Raw genomic sequence first — 17,195 nt, forward strand, 5'->3', positions numbered from 1 at the left:
ACTCCAGACTAACAGCAAGGACGTGCTGATAACGTCGCTAAATATTGACGTAGATCAGGTCGACTGACTTGAAAATGTACTAGGTACGCATCAAAAACGAAGGGAATTTGTTGCTCAGCTTCAGGCGATAATGCGTCTGTCGCTATACTTGAGCCTCAATTCCCCCGCCGTCCCTTGGCCAACCTCTGTTATCAGGAATCGATTCGCCATGTTCACTATCCGCCCGGCGCGCATGTCCGAAAAACCGCTGCTCGAAGCGCTCATCGCGCGCTCCGGCATTGGACTGGCCGATGGTTTCTATACGCCGCAGGAAGCCGATGCCGTCACGCGCGAGGTGTTCGGCGTCGACAGCGCGCTGGTGGAAGACGGGACGTATTTCGCGATCGAGGATGGCGGCACCGTGGTGGCCTGCGGCGGCTGGAGCCGGCGCGCCACCGATTTCGGCGGCGACGGCGCCAAGCATGGCAACGACCGCCTGCTCGACCCGGCCAGCGAGCCGGCGCGCATCCGCGCATTCTTCGTCGAGCCGGCGATGGCGCGGCGCGGCCTTGGCAGCATGCTGCTGCGGCACTGCGTGGAGGCGGCCGCGCAGGCGGGTTTCCGTTCGCTGGAACTGGTGTCGACCATGCCGGGCGAGCCGCTGTACCAGGCCCACGGCTTCGTGGCGATCGAGCCGATCGCGCTGCCGCTGCCCGGTGGGGTGGTGATCCGGCTGACCCGCATGGGGCGCAGCCTGTAGCGCTTTACGCGAGGATGGCGAGCAGGCCGTCGAGGCCCGTGTAGTTCAGCGCCACGTCGGCCTGCTCGCGCACCACGGGCTTGGCGCGGAACGCCACCGACAGGCCGGCGATGCTCATCATGCGCAGGTCGTTGGCACCATCGCCCATGATGATCGCCTGCGAGGTATCGATGCCCATGTCGGCGCACACGCGTTCGACCGTGCGCTTCTTTTCCTCGGCGTCGACGATCCCGCCCAGCACGCGCCCGGTCAGCTTGCCGTCCATGATTTCGAGCACGTTCGCATGCGTGTAATCGAGCCCCAGGCGCGTTTTCAGGCGTTCGGTGAAGAAGGTGAACCCGCCCGACACCAGCAGGGTGCGCAGGCCGGCCGCGCGCACTTGCGCCAGCATCGCCTCGCCCCCCATCGAGATGGCGAGACGCTCCTCATACACCCTTTCAAGGGCCGAGGCGTCCAGGCCCGCCAGCAGCGCCACCCTCCGGGTCAGGCTCTCGGCAAACTCCAGTTCACCGCGCATGGCCGCCTCGGTAATCGCCGCCACCTGGGGTTTGAGGCCCTGCATGTCGGCGATTTCGTCGATGCATTCGATGGTGATCAGGGTCGAGTCCATGTCCATCGCCACCAGCTTGAAGTCGGCCAGGGTGCGCCCCGGCGCGATGAAGGTGGCGTCGATGCGGGCCGCGCCGGCGGCCGCCTCGATGGTCTGTTTGAGGGCCTCGGAGAAGTCGACTTGTTCGCAGCGGATGGCGCCTGCGCCCAGCTCCCTCACGCGCGCGGGATCGGCCAGCGCGCCGATGCGGCGCAGGGTGTCGATGGTCGTGTCGGGGCCTTGCAGCACCAGGTTCATGGTCGTCATGTTCGTTTTACGCTAACAGTTGTTTAATCGTTTGCTTGACCTGGGTGACCCGCGCCGCCAGGTCCGGCATGCTGGCGGTGATTTTCAGCTTGTCCTGGCCGGCCAGCTTGATGTGGCGGTTCTTCTGGATCAGGGTGATGATGCGCATCGAGTCGATCGGCGGATTGACCATGAATTGCAGGCTGGCCGCTTCGCCGTGGGCATCGATCTTGATGATGCCGACCGTTTTGGCCGCGATGCGCAGGCGGTGCGTTTCGATCAGGGCCTTGACCGGGTCGGGCAGCTTGCCGAAGCGGTCGATCAGCTCTTCCTGCATGTCGTCGATCTTTTCCTGCGCCGCGCAGTTGGCCAGCCGCTTGTAGATCGACAGGCGTTCGTGCACGTCGCCGCAGAAGTCGGCCGGCAGCAGCGCCGGGACATGCAGGTTGATTTCGGTGGTGGTGGCCAGCGGCGCGGCCAGGTCGGGCTCCTTGCCGGCCTTGAGCGAACGCACCGCCGCGTTGAGCATGTCGGAGTACAGCTGGAAGCCGATTTCGAGCATTTCGCCGGACTGGTTCTCGCCCAGCACTTCGCCGGCGCCGCGGATTTCCAGGTCGTGCATCGCCAGGAAAAAGCCGCTGCCCAGTTCTTCCATCTGCTGGATTGCGTCCAGGCGGCGCTGCGCCTGCTTGGTCAGGCTGCTCACATCGGTGACCAGCAGGTAGGCGTAGGCTTGGTGGTGCGAACGGCCCACCCGCCCGCGCAGTTGGTGCAGCTGCGCCAAGCCGAATTTGTCGGCGCGGTGCATGATGATGGTGTTCGCGGTCGGCACGTCGATGCCGGTTTCGATGATGGTCGTGCACAGCAGGATGTTATAGCGCTGCGCCACGAAGTCGCGCATCACCTTTTCCAGGTCGCGCTCGTGCATCTGGCCGTGGGCGACGCCAATGCGCGCCTCCGGCAGCAGCTCGGTGAGCATGGCCATGCGGTTTTGAATGGTCTCGACCTCGTTGTGCAGGAAGTAGATCTGGCCGCCGCGTTTGAGTTCGCGCAGACACGCTTCGCGGATGATCGAGCCGTCTTCGCTGCGCACGAACGTCTTGATCGCCAGGCGCTTTTGCGGCGCGGTGGCGATGATCGAAAAGTCGCGCAAGCCTTCCAGCGCCATGCCCAGGGTGCGCGGGATCGGGGTGGCGGTGAGCGTGAGCACGTCGACTTCGGCGCGCAGGGCTTTCAGCGCTTCCTTCTGGCGCACGCCGAAGCGGTGTTCTTCGTCGATGATGACCAGGCCAAGGCGGGTGAACTTCACGTCCGGCGAGAGCAGCTTGTGGGTGCCGATCACGATGTCGAGGGTGCCGTCGGCCATGCCCTTGATCGCGTTGTTGATCTCCTTGCCGGTGCGAAAGCGCGACAGTTCGGCGATGCGCACCGGCCAGTCGGCGAAGCGGTCGGCGAAGGTTTGCGCGTGCTGTTCGGCCAGCAGGGTGGTTGGCGCCAGGATCGCGACCTGCTTGCCGCCCATGACGGCGATGAAGGCCGCGCGCAGCGCCACCTCGGTCTTGCCGAAGCCGACGTCGCCGCACACCAAGCGGTCCATCGGTTTGCCGGCGGTCATATCCTTGATGACGTTGTTGATCGCCTCGGCCTGGTCGGGCGTTTCCTCGAAGCCGAAGCTGTCGGCGAAGTTCTGGTAGTCGTGCGCCGAGTATTCGAAGGAGTGGCCCTGACGCAGAGCGCGCCGCGCGTACAGGTTAAGCAGTTCGGCGGCGGTGTCGCGCACCTGTTCGGCCGCCTTGCGCTTGGCTTTTTCCCACTGGCCCGAGCCGAGCGAATGCAGCGGCGCGTCTTCGGGCGAGGCACCCGAATAGCGCGAGATCACGTGCAGCTGCGAGACCGGCACATACAGCTTGGTGTCCTTGGCGTATTCGAGGTGCAGGAATTCGGTTTCGCCTTCGCCCAGGTCCATGCTGGTCAGGCCCATGTAGCGCCCGATGCCGTGGTTGATGTGCACGACCGGGTCGCCGATCTTCAGTTCCGACAGGTCGCGCACCATCGACTCGACCTGGGTGACGCCTTCCTGCTTCTTTTTTCCGGCGCGTCGGCCCGAACCCGCATACAGCTCGGTCTCGGTGATGAAAATCAGGTTCCCGGTGCCCGCTTCGGACAGCTCGAAGCCGGCCTGCAAGGGCGCCACACCCAGCGCCAGCCTGGCGTCCGACTGCACGAAGCCGGCGAAGCCTTCGACCGGCACCAGCGCCAGGTTGTATTCGTTGAAATACTGCTGCAAGGTTTCGCGGCGGCCGTTCGATTCGGCGCAGATCATCACGCGCGAGTCGTGTTGCTGGTTCTGCAGCAGGTAGGCGCGCAGATTGGTCAGCGGGTCGTCGATGCGGCGGTTCACCGCAATATTGGGAATCGGCGCCGACAGTTCGGACGCCTGCAGGTCGGCGTCTTTCGTGAGGACCCAGCGCCCGTACGATTTGGCCAGGGTGAAGAAGTTCTCGTCGCTGAGGAACAGTTCATCGGGCGCCAGGATCGGGCGGTCGCGGTCGGCCTTGAGGAAACGGTAGCGCGATTCGGTGTCGAGCCAGAAGCGCTTGATGGCGCCGTCGATGTCGCCCACCAGCGCCAGGCTGGCTTTCTCGGGCAAATAGTCGAACAGGGTCGCGGTCTGCTCGAAGAACAGCGGCAGGTAGTATTCGATACCGGCCGAGGCGATGCCGCTGCTGACATCTTTATAAACCACCGAGCGCGATGGATCGCCCTCGAAGCGTTCGCGCCAGCGGCTGCGGAAGGTGGTGCGGGCCGCTTCGTCCATCGGAAATTCGCGCCCCGGCAGCAGGCGCACTTCGCGCACCGGGTAGAGCGAGCGCTGGGTGTCGGCGTCGAAGGTGCGGATGGTTTCGATTTCGTCGCCGAACAGGTCGAGCCGGTAGGGCAGGGCGGAACCCATCGGGAACAGGTCGATCAGGCCCCCGCGCACCGAGTATTCGCCGGGCGACATGACCTGCGAATTGTGGGTGTAGCCGGCCAGGGTGAGCTGGGCTTTCAGGCGCGTTTCGTCGAGCTTTTCGCCCTGCTTGAAGAAGAAGGTGTAGGCCGCCAAAAACGAGGGCGGCGCCAGGCGCACCAGCGCCGTGGTGGCCGGCACGATCAGGACGTCGCACTGGCCGTTCTGGATTTCGTGCAGGGTGGCCAGGCGCTCGGACACCAGGTCCTGGTGCGGCGAGAAAGCGTCGTAGGGCAACGTTTCCCAGTCGGGCAGCAGGTGGCAGGCCAGCTTGCCGTCGGCGAACCAGGGGATTTCATCGAGCAGGCGCTGGCCGTCGCTGGCGTTGGCCACGATCACGGTCAGCATCTGCCTGGCCGATTTGAGTTCGAGCGCCGCCACCGCCAGCGCATACGAGTCCGATGATCCGTACAGGGTCGGCAAGGCGAAGCGGTTACCGGATTTCGGGAGTGATTTCTTTAAATCGAAAGGCATGCGGGCGGCGGGCTGTGAGCGGGACGGGTAATTATAGCTGGATATCGATAACGGCGACTGCGCCCGGCCGGCGCCCCGCGGCAGGCCTACGCCGGGCGCCGATTGGCGATTCCGAACGGCACATGCACCATCGGGATCGTCCCTCCGGGCGAGGATGTCAGGTGGGTCAGCTGGTCGTCGAAGAAAATATGCGGTTTGAAGATCGACAGCACGCGCGTCTTGTTCATGCCGCCCAAAAAGAAGGTTTCGCTGGCCGACACGCCCCAGCTTTTGAGGGTGGTCACCACGCGCTCGTGCGACGGCGCGTTGCGCGCCGTGATGATGGCAATGCGCAGCACCTTCTTGTAGCCCGGGTCGCGCTTTTGCGCACGGTCTTCCAGGCGCTGCATCAAGGACAGCCTGCGGAACATCTTCGCCAGTGGGCCCGGCTGGTGCGGGACGGCCATGTGCAGGGTTTCGTGCGCGTGGAATTCATCGACGTCGTTATTGCGCTTGAAGATGGTCTCCGACTCGTCGTCGGCGATCACGCCGTCGAAATCGAAGGCCACGCGCAGTTCGATGTCGTCATCGTCGTCGACGATTTTCGACGGCAGCACCAGGCCGGCCGGATAATTGGCCGCGACGGCGCTCTTGACGTCTTCCTCGTTCGCGCTCAGGAACAGCGCCGCGTTGAACGCCGGCAGATAGGTGTAGGGCGACTTGCCGGTGATGAAAGCGGCGCGCGAGATATCGAGTCCGTAGTGGGCGATCGAGCGCATCACGCGCAGCCCGGTTTCGGGCGAATTGCGCGAAAAGAGCACCACTTCCACCGGCTTATGGCGCGGGAATACCTTGTTGATGTTCAGGAAGCGCCGGATGAAGGGAAACGCCACGCCCTTGCCGAGTATGACATCGAGGTTGCGCTCCTGGTATCTGCGGTATTCGTCCGGCCCGCTGTCCAGGTACACCTGGTGCGAGGCGGTCAGGTCGAACAGGGCGCTCGACGCTACGCCGATCACCAGCTTGCCCTCAATCTCAAACGTCATTACTCATCCTCGTTCTGCAGTTCGTCGAAACAGGCCAGGCCGGCCGCGTCCAGCCCTTCGAGCACGAACGGGTCGTCTGCCTCGAAGTGGGCCGAGTCGACCAGCATGCGCAGGCGGCTGATCATGTCGCCCAGGGCCAGCGCCTGCGACAGCGGTGTACCGTCCGGCTGGCCGGCCTGCTCGATGGCGCCGATCACTGTATCAGGAAAGTCCCAGGCCTTTGCGATGCGCACCGAGAGGGCGCGCGCCTGGGCGTGCAGGGCGATGATGAAGCCTTCCGACTGCGGCAGCGCCGGTTCGGTATTGACCTGGTCGAGCAGGCGGAAGCAGACGATCAGGCCCAGGTTGTACAGCAGGCCGGCGAAATACGCTTCGACCGGGTTGGCGCGCACGGCCGGCGCCAGCACACTGGCCGCCAGCGCACATTTTTCGCATTGGCGCCACAGCAGCGGGGTGGACAACTGCGAAAACGGCCCCGGCGTCATGCTGATGATGATCGGCAGCAGCGCGGCGCGCCCGACCAGCATGCGCAAGCCGTTCACCCCGAGCAGCATGGTGGCCCGTTCGACCGTGGTCACGGGGTCGCTGGTGTGATAGTGGGGGTGGTGGCAGGGCCGGTTCGCTTCGCGCAGGATTTCGGCCTCCAGTTCCTTGTCCTGCGACAGCTGGCGCGCCAGGTCGGCGCCGGACACGGTACTGTCGCGCATGCTGCGCAACAGATGCGGAAACAGGGCGGGCATGCTGGGCGCGAGGGTGATTTCGCTCATCGGAAGCTGGCCCATGTAGGCCAAGTCGACAAGGATGATTTTTTCGTCACTCGACGCGCCGCTGTTTGGCGTGATGCCGGCCAGCCAGCGGTAGAACAGCGCGTCGACCTGTTGCGCGTGCACGGGGTCGGGCGCGCGCACGCGCACAGGAGCGGGCACGGGTACGACGGGGGCGGGCGCAGGCTTGCTTTCTTCGCTGTCGCTGCCCAACAATCGATCTAGCCACCGTTTCATCGTATTTCTCTTTTTACCTGTACAAAGGCCCTCACCGGGATTTTAACCGATTACTCGGTAGAAACATCGGTGGAAATCGTCCGCCACATCGGAATTTTATTCCTTGGCGCCTGTCCAATACACCTTGAGCTGGAGGAGATGGTCATGCGCGCCGAAAAGCGGGATAAATCTGCCTGGCGTGGTTTTTTCGATGGAATATCGAATATTTTGCCTGGAAAGCAAGTCGAAATCGAGGTCGATTCGCCGCGCATCGGCGCCCGGATCGCATCGCGCTACGCGTCGCTGCCGGGGATTGTGGATGACGAGCGCAGCGAGATCCTGGAGATCAAGGCCGTTGGCGTCGAGCAAATCGTACGCTTGCGCGGCCCGCTCATGCTGCCGGCGTCAGGGCCCGCCTAGTCGCACTGGAGCAGGACGGCCGTGACGTTATCGCGGCTGCCGTCCTGCAAGGCGGTGGCGATCAATTCCTTGCAGCACTCGCCCAGCCGTTCCACGCTGGCGCCGGCCAGCACGGCGGCGATGCGCTCGTCGGACGTGGCCCCGTACAGGCCGTCGCTGCACAGCAGATACAAATCGCCCGCTTGCACCGCCTCGATGCGCAGGTCCGGATGGGTATCGCACGAGGGACCGAGCGCTTGCAATAGCAGATTGCGCGGCGGCAAGTGTTCGGTCGCGCCCGCTTCGATGGCTTCCTGGTACATGGTCTGGTCGCGCGTGAGCTGGGTCAGGCGGCCGGCGCGGTAGCGGTACAGGCGGCTGTCGCCGACGTGAAACACCAGCAGCGGGCTGCCCGGCGCCGGCTGCCACAGGCCGGTGAGGGTGGTGCCCATGCCGCCGCCATCGCCGCGCCGGTTGGCGAGATTAGTCTGGTACATGCGCTGATTGGCGAACTCGACCGCGTCGTGCAGGGTGACCATGGCGGCCAGGGCCGCTTCGCTGGCCATGCCGTCCGGATCGGTGCTGTCGGGGTCGAACGGGCTGGGACGGAAGTTGGCGGGCACCCCGTCGCCGTCGCCGTCGGCGCTGGCGTGCAGGAATTGGGCCAGCGAGGTGAGCGCGTCGGCGCTGGCGATCTCGCCCGATTCGTGTCCGCCCATGCCGTCGGCCACCGCCACCAGGCCGAGGGCGGTATCGATCAGGAAATTATCCTCGTTGGAGGGACGGACGGTGCCGGTATCGGTCATGCCAAAAGCCGTACCGGCGGCGAGGCGGTGCGGTGTGGACGGTGAAAGTTGCTTCCAAAAATACAAGGCGGCTCCTGAAGGTGGACCGCCGCCGATGGTGGGCAGAGGTCGCATATCTGCCATGCTAGCACGCAGGGTGGGCTTTGTCCGCCTTGCCAGGGGAAAAACCTCGGCCCGGGCTGGTGGGGAAGGGGCGATGCGCGACGCACAGCTTGTTGCAAAAAGGCGAAGTTCTCGGAAGGCCGGGGCGAGGGAGTAGCAGATCGGTCCGAATTGCGCGGTCGGGCGGCGCCAATCGGCCAGGTCGGCTCCCGGAACAAACGCGTTATCCCTTGCCCGTTCATCGAAGCGTCCTTCTTCGTCTTCGTGTTGCATGCCGGTGAGTGACTTCTGGCTGACAAGGTGATGGTAGCGGGATACATCCGGTTCGGTCGATGCCGCAGCTTCGTCGAGCGTATAGTGGTCGCGGGCCTCGGCAAGGAACTGCAAGTCGTGATCGTACTGCACCCGCTTCCAGCCCTGAAGAGGGGCGAAGGCGGATTCAGGACGGCACGGCTGCGGGTGCCCACCGCTGACAGGCCCTTGCCATCAGGGCCAGTGCCGCCCGCAGCGCCACGCCGAGGGCGGCCGCTCCGAGCCACAGGATGGCAAGGTCAGGGCCGAACCGCTGCGCGAGAAGGGCGGCGGCAAGCGGTCCGCACGCACCGGCCAGCCCGGCAAGCATGCACCAGCGCCGGCCCGGCCGGCTGGCGCGTGCGAACAGAAGTGCCAGCAGCGCCGCGCCCAGCCCGCCGAGGAGGGGCAACAGGCCGGCGCCGTCCAGCTGCGTTGTTAACAGTGGAATCAGGAACATGACAAGGGCCGCGTACAGGAAGGCTGCCGCCATGACGCCGAGGCACGCCGGTGTCATTCGCGGTGCCGGCCCGGATAGCCGTGAGCGGCCCGCGCGCCCGTCCAGCACCGCCGCTGCCAGGGCTGCGCCGGCCAGCGCGGCCGCGGCGCCGGCGAGATAAGCCCCGGCATGACCGACATGGTCCGCCAGCAGGGCCCCGGCGGCAGGCGCGCAGCAGGCCGCCAGCGCCGCACCGCCGGCCAATTGTGCCAGCGCACGCGCACTGCCGCCGTCGGCGTTGTCGTGCGCGTAGCCATGGCAGGCGCTGAGCATCAGCGCCACGCCGGCGCCGGCCGTGGCGCGTGCCAGCATCTGTAGCGCGAGATCGGGCGCGAACGCAGTACAGGCCAGCGCCGCCGCCGCGATCAGCGCACCGGTCACATAGCTGCGCCGGCGTCCGACGCGGTCCGACCACGGCCCGGCCCAGGCCAGCGTGAATGCCAGTGCCAGCACGAAGGCGCTGACCGGCAGGGCTGACGCGGCGCCATGCTGCGCCAGCACCGGCTGCGCCACCATCGCGGCAAACACGCACAAGAAGGTGAGCAGGCGCACCGTGACGATGCGCAGGCGGGGCAGCGCGACGCCGCTGCCGTCTTCGTCGAAGCGGTATCGCGCGCGCAGGCGCCGCAGCACGATGGCGCCGACCGCTTGCTGCCCTGGCATGGCGGCGCGCTGCGCGACCTCGCGAAAGCCGTCGTTGATACGTGCTTCAAGCGCGTTCAGGCGTGCCGCCAGGGCATCGGGCGGGCCGGCGCTGGTGCGGTGACGAAAGTCGCCGGCCGCCATGTGGCGCATGACCGCGATCACCTGGCGCACCGGGGCCGAGAAATTGAGCGTGACGATGAACCACAGCGCCTCGAAGGCGATGCAAAGACTGGCCAGCAGCAGGATCGCCAGGTCGTAGCGCAGCGCCAGCATGCGCGTGCGCAGGTAGCCGCGCTCCACGCCCACGTGCACCTGCCCGTGCCGTACGTAGCGGTGCACGATGTCGGCATGGGTGTCGAGGTAGTTCTCCGGTGCGATCACTTCGGCGCCCGCGCCGCCGCGGTACAGCACCTTGCCGCTGGCGTCGGTAAGCAGGATGTAGGCGATGTCGCCGTGGCGTGCCAGGATGGCCTGCCATGCGGCGCTGGCGCTGGCCGCCTGCGCCAGCGGCGTTCCCTGGTCGATGGCGAAGGTCAGCCGTCCGGCCAGCGCCACGCCGATGGTCTGGGCCTTGCGTTCGAGCGCGGGCAGGAAGCGCTGGTCCGCCAGCGACCAGGCGTAGGCCGCCAGCGCCACTTGCGTGAGCAGCATCACGGCCAGTATAAAAGCGCACAGCTGGCGCATGGGGCGCGCGTAGAGTTCACGGTCGCGTCGCTGCACCTGCATCATCTGGCGCCCGGGGCCAAGGTGTCGCGCGCCGCCGCCAGATCGTGCAGCGCGCTGGCGGCCGTCTGGTTGACGTCGTCCACCAGCGCGGCGGCGCCATCGGCGCAAGGGAGCCGGCCGAGCGCCGCGTTCATGCGCGCCAGCATGCCGTCCATGCGCCGCACCAGCAGGTCGACGCCGAACACGATACAGACGGTGGTCAGCAGCACCGCGCACACGGTCGCCAGGGTCAGTTCGCGCGTCACCATGGCGACAGCGCCGGCCTGGCGCTGCGTGGCATGGCGCAGCAGCAGCGTGCCTGCCGGGACGCCGCCCGGCCGCGACAGGCGCGCGCCGAGGGTGACGAAACCCGGTTCGCGCAGCAGCCAGTCGCGCGCGGCGGCCTGGCGCCGCAGCGCCGGCGGGTCGGCGTCGGCCGCGCCTGCGCCCGCGCGAAACACGGGGGCGGCGGCGTTGTCGATCACGCTGATGAAGACGATGTCGGGGTCGCGCCGCAGTTCGCGTTCGAGCGCGGCGGCGGCGTCGGGCATGGCCTTGAGCGGCAGGCCGAGCGCCATGCGCGCCTCGAACCGCTCGCGCAAGTCGTCGAGGGTGAAGCGCAGCCGCGATTCCTCGATGGCGCGCGTGGTATCGTCAAGGCGGTCCGCTTGCAGCGCCACGCCCAGGCCCAGCGCCAGGGCGGACACCAGCACGATGGGCGCGGCAATGAAGAGACTGAGTCGGGAAGGCGCCATGAGCGTGGTACGTGGAATAATATTCGAACGACAACAAGTGTAGCATCGAACGAGCTCATCCACTGTTCGCCAGGACGCCGGCCAGCGTCCCGGGAACAAAAGGCGCCGCGGGGAGCGGCGCCCGGGCCGGTCAGGCGGCCACTTTTTCGGCGTTGCGCGCCGCCCAGCGATACAGGCCGCCGACGATCGCCCCGCCCAGCACCAGGGCGATCAGCATCTGCGTGCCTTCGCCCATGCTGTTGGGGATGGCCAGCGGTTCGCCCACACCCGTGGCGACGATCAGGCCGGCCAGGCCGACGTTGAACAAGCTCTCGCCGACGATAAATCCGGACATGATCAGCACGCCGATGCGCTTGGCCGTTTCGCCCCAGGTCGCGTTCTCCACGGCGCGTTCGAACAGCCAGCCGGTGACGGCGCCGACCACTACCGGCGCGGTCACCGCGCTTGGCAGGTAGATTGCCAGGCCCACGCCGAGCGGCGGCAGGCTGTAGCGATCCTTGCTGGCCTTCCTGATGACGAAATCGACGATCACCAGCAGCAGGCCGAGCGCGGCGCCGTAACCGACCAGTTTCCAATCGAGGTTGTGGCTGATGACGCCCTTGGCCAGGGTCGAAATCAGGGTGGCCTGGGGCGCGGCAAGGGGACTTGCCGAGATCACGCCGATATTCGGCGCGCCGGCGAAGCCGTTGGCGCGGTTGAGCAGTTCGAGCACCAGGGGCACCACGGCCGATCCGGCGCCGACGCCGATCAACAGGCCCACCTGCTGCTTCCACGGCGTGGCGCCCACCAGTTGGCCGGTTTTCAGGTCTTGCAGATTGTCGTTGCCGATGACAGCTACCGCCAGCACCACGGTGGTGACGAACAGCGCGTAGGCCACCAGGGCATGGGCCACTTCCGGTCCCATCATGTGCTTGCCGACGAAGCCGACGCTCAGCGACGCGCCCAGGATGGTGAGAATGGCGATGCCGGACACTGGCGAGTTCGATGAGCCGATCAGGCCCGCCATGTAGCCGCACACGGCGGCGGCGAACACGCCGGCCACCACGATGTAGCCAACGCCGACGATCACCAGCGGCAGCGCGAGGCTCGACAGCACGCCGCCCTGCAGGAAGCTGGCCATCAGCCAGCCGGCGGGCACCATGGCCAGCAGGGTCACCAGGCCGACGACGAAGATCGGCAGATCCTGGTCGGCGCGTGGAATCTCGGCGCCGGTCATCTTGGCCTTGCGGGCCGTCTCCAGGGCCGACTTGAGCCCGCCCAGCACGGGTTTGCCCAGGCCGGCCAGGGTGACGATGGCGGCCGCGCCGATCGCGCCGGCGCCGATGATGCGCACCTGCTTGCTCCACGCGCCGAGCGCGTGGTCGGCGGCCGACAGGGCCGGCATCGGGTCGATCGACGTCAGTACAGGCACCAGGACGCCCCAGGCGATGATCAGGCCGACCAGCATGGCGATGCCGACGGTGATGCCCATCAGGTGGCCGGCGCCCAGCAGCGCGAGCGAACTGGCGGCGCCGATGCCGGTGGCGCCGCTGCCGGTCTTGAAGTACACGGCCACTTCGGCGGCCATGATCTTGGCGCCGGCGGCGGCCGCGAACAGCGCGGACGTCGCGCTGCCCCAGATGACGGCCATCAGACCGAGCTTGCCTTCGGCCGCGCCGCTGCGCGACGAGGTACCGACCTTGAGCACTTCGGCCGCGGCCACGCCTTCCGGATAGGGCAAGTCGGACTGCGACACCAGCGCGCGCCGCAGCGGTACTGTATACATCACGCCCAGCACACCGCCGATGGCGCAGGCGCCGAAGGTCGGCCAGAACGGCACGTGCGCCCACCAGCCGATCATCAACAGGCCTGGCAGCACGAAGATCACCGAGGCCAGGGTGCCCGCCGCCGAAGCGATGGTCTGGACGATGTTGTTTTCCTGGATCGTGGCGTCCTTGAAGGCGCTCAGGAGCGCCATCGAGATGACGGCGGCCGGGATCGAGGTAGCGAAGGTAAGGCCGACTTTCAGGCCAAGGTAGACCTGGGCGGCTGTAAAGACGAGGGTGATGACGATTCCGAGGATGATTCCCCTGATCGTGATTTCTTTTGGTCCGGCTTGTACGACGTTCGCCATCGACTGCTCCAGTATGAGAAAGGGGTACGAAAAAAGCGTCTCATCATAGCCGGCAAAGCGCAAACGCGGAAGTGAAATGCGTAACGCCGTCGTTCCCGCCGCTCCCCCGTCGCTTCTGCCATTGGCAGAAACGACGAGGGGCCGGCTAGGGTGTATCTGATTGAATCGAAGGGAAAAACCGCAATTGTTCCGTCGTTCCCGCGCAGGCGGGAACCCAATTTCGCACAATAGCCGCTGGCTGCTCGAGGAACTTGGGGGGAACGCATGCGTTCCCGCCTGCGCGGGAACGATGGGGTGGGGCTAGCCGCCGGCCTGCGATTCGGCTCCGTGCACCGGTTGCGGCGCCTGCGGCGGCTGCGGAACCGGCGGTGCGGCGGGCAAGCCCGGAACCGGCGGCTGGCTCGGCACTGCCGGTTCACCCGGTTCGCCCGGCTCCGCGGGGTCCGCGGGCAGCGCCGGCAGCGCGTCCATGTCGATCGTCTTGAACTCGCTGCTGCCCGCGTATTCGGCATAGATCCAGTCATCGTCCTCGCGCATCACGCCTTCCGGCACGGCGCGTTCCTTGACCGGACGCTTGTCGAGCGCGGCACGCATGTAGTCGACCCAGATCGGCATGGCCAGGGTGGCGCCGAATTCGCGTCCGCCCAAGGAACGCGGGTCGTCGTAGCCCATCCAGGCCACGCCCACCACGTTGCCGGCATACCCGGCGAACCAACCGTCGAAGGCGTCGCTGGTGGTGCCGGTCTTGCCGGCCAAATCGCCGCGGCCAAGCTGCTTGGCCGCGGCGGCGGCGGTGCCGAAGCGAGTCACGTCGCGCAGCATGCTGTCGACCAAAAAGGCGTTGCGCGGGTCGAGTACGCGGGTGGTCTCGTCGCCGCCGGCGGGCACCGGCGTCTCCAGCAGGATGGTGCCATTGCCATCCTTGATCCTGGCGATCAGGTAGGGCTTGACGGCGAAGCCGCCATTGGCAAACACCGCATACGCGCCCGCCATCTGCAGCGGCGTGACCGCGCCCGTGCCGAGCGCCATGGTCAGGTTTTTCGGGTGGCGGGTCAGGTCGAAGCCGAATTTGCCGAGGAATTCATGGGCGTAGCCGACCTCGATGGCGCGCAGCAGGCGCACCGACGGCACGTTCTTCGAGTGCACCAGCGCGCGCCGCATGGTCACTTCGCCGTCGAACTTGCCGTCGTCGTTCTGCGGGGTCCAGGTGTTGCCGCCGCCGCTAGGCATTTCCAGCGCTTCGTCGAGAATGCGGGTGCCCGGCGAATACCCCTTTTCGATGGAGGCCGAATAGATAAACGGCTTGATCGAGGAGCCGGGCTGGCGCCAGGCCTGGGTGACGTGGTTGTATTTATTCAGGCCGTAATCGAAGCCGCCCACCAGCGCGTGATAGGCCCCGGTGGCCGAATCGATCGCCACGAAGCCGGCCGCCACCTGCGGCAGCTGGACGATAGCCCACTCCTTATCGTCCTTGTCCTTGTCCTTGTCCTTGCCTTTGTCTTTGTCTTTGTCTTTGTCCTTATCTTTGTCCTGGGCGATGCGCACCACCGCGCCCGGACGCAGCTTGACGGCCTCCTTGGCACCCGCCGCCAGAGCTGGCGCGGCGAAGCGCAGGCCGGCGCCGCTGATTTCGATGCGTTCGCCGTCCATGGTTTCGACGGCCACCAGTCTGGCCGACACCTCGGTCACCACGGTCGGCATCAGGCCATCGCTGACCGGACGCTTGCGCAATTCCTCGCGAATCTCGTCGGAGCGTTCCTCGGGATTGGCCGGCAGGTCGATGAACGATTCCGGGCCGCGGTAGCCGTGCCGCTGGTCGTAGGCCAGCACGTTGCGGCGCAGCGAATCGTAGGCGGCGTCCTGTTCGGCCTTGAGGATGGTGGTGTAGACGCTGATGCCGCGCGTGTAGGCGTCATCCTTGTATTGGTCGACCACCGACTGGCGCGCCAGTTCTGCCACGTACTCGGCATGGGTGTCGAACTCCTGGCGCTTGGCCGCGATGTGGATCGGTTCCTCTTTCGCGCTCGCATACTGGGCGTCGCTGAGGTAGCCCAGTTCGCGCATGCGCTTGAGCACGACCATCTGCCGCTGTTTGGCGTTGCGCGGGTTGACGGCCGGGTTGTTGCCGACCGGGTCGCGCGGCACGCCGGCCAGCATGGCCATTTCGGCGGTCGAGAGCTGGTCGAGGCGCTTGCCGAAGTAAGCCTGGGCGGCGCTGGCAAAGCCGTACGAGCGCCGTCCCAGGAAAATCTGGTTCATGTACAGTTCGAGGATCTTGTCTTTCTTGAGCGCGCTCTCGATCTTGAAGGCGAGGGCGACTTCATCGGCCTTGCGGCCCAGGACCTTGTCGCGCGTGAGGAAGAAATTGCGGGCGACCTGCATGGTGATGGTCGACGCTCCTTCGCGAAAGCCGCCGCGCAGGTTGGCGCGGGCCGCGCCGGCCGCGCGGATCCAGTCCACGCCGCCATGCTGGTAGAAGCGCGTGTCTTCGATGGCCAGCACGGCGTTTTTCATCAGCTCGGGCACCTGTTCGATCGGGATGAAGTCGCGGTGCTCTTCGCCGAATTCGCCGATCAGCACATTATCGGCGGTGTAGATGCGCAGCGGGATCTTGGGGCGGTAGTCGGTGACCGCGTCGATGGCAGGCACGCGCGGCACGATCACGCCGTAAAAGTAGCCAAGCAGGCCAAGGACCATCAGCAGGCCGGCGGCAAGCGCCAGCAGCAGGGCGCGAAGGATGTATTTGCGCGTCAGCCAGCGCTTTAAAAAGGTGTCTGTAGTCAAAACGGTATCCGCCAGAGCGGGCCGTGCCGAGAGTGACGGCCCTGTCCGGCGAATTATAGTCGATCGCTTTGGTGGCCCCGCGTCCGCTCAGACGAAGGCCAGGTCGTGCTGCAGGATCAGGTGGTCGAGCCAGTCGTCGCTGTGGCCGAAGCGGTAGCCCAGTTGCGCGGCGCGCGTGGTATCCATCATGTACGGGGCCGGATAGTCGAAGGGACTCAGTTCGCCGGCCGGCACCGGCGGTTTGACGGGCAGGGCCCGCACCGGCACCTCGAGCAGCATGCCGATGCGCTGGTACAGGTCGAACGCGGACAGGGCGCCGTCGCAGGCCGCGTTGACCGGCCCCAGGAAGTCCTGGGCGCCGGCCCACAGCAGGAAATTGCTGGTGCCCTGGGCGCTCATGAAGGAGCTGGCGGCGGCCGCATTGGCGTAGCGCAGCGGCGCGTGCTGGCGCACCAGGTCGACGTAATGGGCCAGGCGCCCGGTAAAGTCTTCGGCGCCGGCCAGCACGTGGCCGATGCGCACCGTCACCAGCGGCAGCGAGCCGTCGCGGTACAGATAGGCTTCGGCCTGGAGTTTGCCCATCACGTAGCTCTGGGTGGCGAGCCGGGTGTCGTGCCACGGGTAGCGCGTGTCGATCGGCTGGGCCAGCATATTGATGTCGTCTTCCGCAAACGGCGCATCCTGGCGGCCGAGCAGATCGCGGTAGACGTCGATGGTGGAGGCGACGATGTAGCGTTTGACCTTGCCGGCGAAGACCTTGATGGCGATGGCGGCGTCCAGGGGGCTGTAGCACATCTGGTCGTAGACGATGTCGTAGCCGTCGGTTCCGGCAAACGCGGTGCGCATGGCGTGTTCGTTGCGGCGGTCGACCTGGATGCGGGCGATGCGCGCGCCGAACGGGTCTGGCGTGCTGCCGCGCGTGGCAATCGTCACCTGGTGACCCGCGTTGAGCAAACGCTGTACCAGCAGTTTGCCGAAGTAGCGGGTACCCCCTATCACCAATATATTCTTGCGCATCGCATTCCTTTGTTGA

The 17,195-nt window shown here is 66.3% G+C and carries 12 protein-coding genes; 2 read left to right on the forward strand and 10 right to left on the reverse strand.

What is annotated here, in order from left to right:
* The first annotated feature begins 208 nt into the window (after nt 1–208).
* Nucleotides 209–739: a GNAT family N-acetyltransferase gene (locus IV454_RS22355; RefSeq protein ID WP_206087898.1), complete on the forward strand. Its 531-nt coding sequence runs from the start codon at nt 209–211 to the stop codon at nt 737–739.
* A 4-nt stretch (nt 740–743) separates the two neighbouring features.
* Here the strand turns inward: IV454_RS22355 and serB are convergent, their stop codons facing one another.
* The 4 genes from serB to IV454_RS22375 form a co-directional block, all read right to left on the reverse strand.
* Nucleotides 744–1,586 (reverse strand): phosphoserine phosphatase SerB, encoded by an 843-nt coding sequence (serB, locus tag IV454_RS22360; protein ID WP_206092787.1) that lies wholly within the window; start codon nt 1,584–1,586, stop codon nt 744–746.
* A 16-nt stretch (nt 1,587–1,602) separates the two neighbouring features.
* Nucleotides 1,603–5,058, reverse strand: coding sequence for a transcription-repair coupling factor (gene mfd, locus IV454_RS22365; protein WP_206087899.1), 3,456 nt, complete (start codon nt 5,056–5,058; stop codon nt 1,603–1,605).
* A gap of 86 nt (nt 5,059–5,144) precedes the next feature.
* On the reverse strand, nt 5,145–6,083 hold the full coding sequence (locus tag IV454_RS22370; RefSeq protein WP_206087900.1) for a 5'-nucleotidase: 939 nt from the start codon (nt 6,081–6,083) through the stop codon (nt 5,145–5,147).
* Nucleotides 6,083–7,084, reverse strand: a complete 1,002-nt coding sequence (locus IV454_RS22375; RefSeq protein WP_206087901.1) for an HDOD domain-containing protein — start codon at nt 7,082–7,084, stop codon at nt 6,083–6,085. Before IV454_RS22375 ends, IV454_RS22370 begins: the two co-directional genes overlap by 1 nt.
* A 144-nt stretch (nt 7,085–7,228) precedes the next feature.
* On the opposite strand from IV454_RS22375, the gene IV454_RS22380 reads away from it, so the two are divergent.
* Nucleotides 7,229–7,483: a DUF5335 family protein gene (locus IV454_RS22380; RefSeq protein ID WP_206087902.1), complete on the forward strand. Its 255-nt coding sequence runs from the start codon at nt 7,229–7,231 to the stop codon at nt 7,481–7,483.
* On the opposite strand, the gene IV454_RS22385 is transcribed toward IV454_RS22380, so the two are convergent.
* From IV454_RS22385 to IV454_RS22410, 6 genes are all read right to left on the reverse strand, one after another.
* Nucleotides 7,480–8,268 carry a PP2C family protein-serine/threonine phosphatase gene (locus tag IV454_RS22385; RefSeq protein ID WP_206087903.1) on the reverse strand — a complete coding sequence of 263 codons (789 nt, stop codon included), beginning with the start codon at nt 8,266–8,268 and terminating at the stop codon, nt 7,480–7,482. The two genes, IV454_RS22380 and IV454_RS22385, sit on opposite strands and share 4 nt — an antisense overlap.
* A 541-nt stretch (nt 8,269–8,809) precedes the next feature.
* Nucleotides 8,810–10,525, reverse strand: coding sequence for an MFS transporter (locus tag IV454_RS22390; RefSeq protein ID WP_206087904.1), 1,716 nt, complete (start codon nt 10,523–10,525; stop codon nt 8,810–8,812).
* Between the two features lie 5 nt (nt 10,526–10,530).
* Nucleotides 10,531–11,265 carry a hypothetical protein gene (locus tag IV454_RS22395; protein WP_206087905.1) on the reverse strand — a complete coding sequence of 245 codons (735 nt, stop codon included), beginning with the start codon at nt 11,263–11,265 and terminating at the stop codon, nt 10,531–10,533.
* Between the two features lie 130 nt (nt 11,266–11,395).
* Nucleotides 11,396–13,378, reverse strand: coding sequence for an OPT family oligopeptide transporter (locus IV454_RS22400; RefSeq protein ID WP_206087906.1), 1,983 nt, complete (start codon nt 13,376–13,378; stop codon nt 11,396–11,398).
* Between the two features lie 300 nt (nt 13,379–13,678).
* Entirely contained in the window at nt 13,679–16,075 is a 2,397-nt protein-coding gene (locus IV454_RS22405; RefSeq protein WP_206092788.1) for a penicillin-binding protein 1A, read from the reverse strand.
* Between the two features lie 174 nt (nt 16,076–16,249).
* Nucleotides 16,250–17,179 (reverse strand): NAD-dependent epimerase/dehydratase family protein, encoded by a 930-nt coding sequence (locus IV454_RS22410; protein WP_206087907.1) that lies wholly within the window; start codon nt 17,177–17,179, stop codon nt 16,250–16,252.
* Nucleotides 17,180–17,195: the final 16 nt, after the last annotated feature.

Origin of the sequence: Massilia antarctica (assembly GCF_015689335.1) — a bacterium.
GTDB lineage: Bacteria > Pseudomonadota > Gammaproteobacteria > Burkholderiales > Burkholderiaceae_D > Telluria_A > Telluria_A antarctica.

What these genes read in the sequence shown, in the direction of transcription:
- IV454_RS22400 (WP_206087906.1), bottom strand. Translation starts at nt 13,378, where the DNA reads ATGGCGAACGTCGTACAAGCCGGACCAAAAGAAATCACGATCAGGGGA.
- IV454_RS22370 (WP_206087900.1), bottom strand. Translation starts at nt 6,083, where the DNA reads ATGACGTTTGAGATTGAGGGCAAGCTGGTGATCGGCGTAGCGTCGAGC.
- IV454_RS22385 (WP_206087903.1), bottom strand. Translation starts at nt 8,268, where the DNA reads ATGACCGATACCGGCACCGTCCGTCCCTCCAACGAGGATAATTTCCTG.
- IV454_RS22410 (WP_206087907.1), bottom strand. Translation starts at nt 17,179, where the DNA reads ATGCGCAAGAATATATTGGTGATAGGGGGTACCCGCTACTTCGGCAAA.
- serB (WP_206092787.1), bottom strand. Translation starts at nt 1,586, where the DNA reads ATGAACCTGGTGCTGCAAGGCCCCGACACGACCATCGACACCCTGCGC.
- IV454_RS22405 (WP_206092788.1), bottom strand. Translation starts at nt 16,075, where the DNA reads ATGGTCCTTGGCCTGCTTGGCTACTTTTACGGCGTGATCGTGCCGCGC.
- IV454_RS22375 (WP_206087901.1), bottom strand. Translation starts at nt 7,084, where the DNA reads ATGAAACGGTGGCTAGATCGATTGTTGGGCAGCGACAGCGAAGAAAGC.
- IV454_RS22395 (WP_206087905.1), bottom strand. Translation starts at nt 11,265, where the DNA reads ATGGCGCCTTCCCGACTCAGTCTCTTCATTGCCGCGCCCATCGTGCTG.
- IV454_RS22355 (WP_206087898.1), top strand. Translation starts at nt 209, where the DNA reads ATGTTCACTATCCGCCCGGCGCGCATGTCCGAAAAACCGCTGCTCGAA.
- mfd (WP_206087899.1), bottom strand. Translation starts at nt 5,058, where the DNA reads ATGCCTTTCGATTTAAAGAAATCACTCCCGAAATCCGGTAACCGCTTC.
- IV454_RS22380 (WP_206087902.1), top strand. Translation starts at nt 7,229, where the DNA reads ATGCGCGCCGAAAAGCGGGATAAATCTGCCTGGCGTGGTTTTTTCGAT.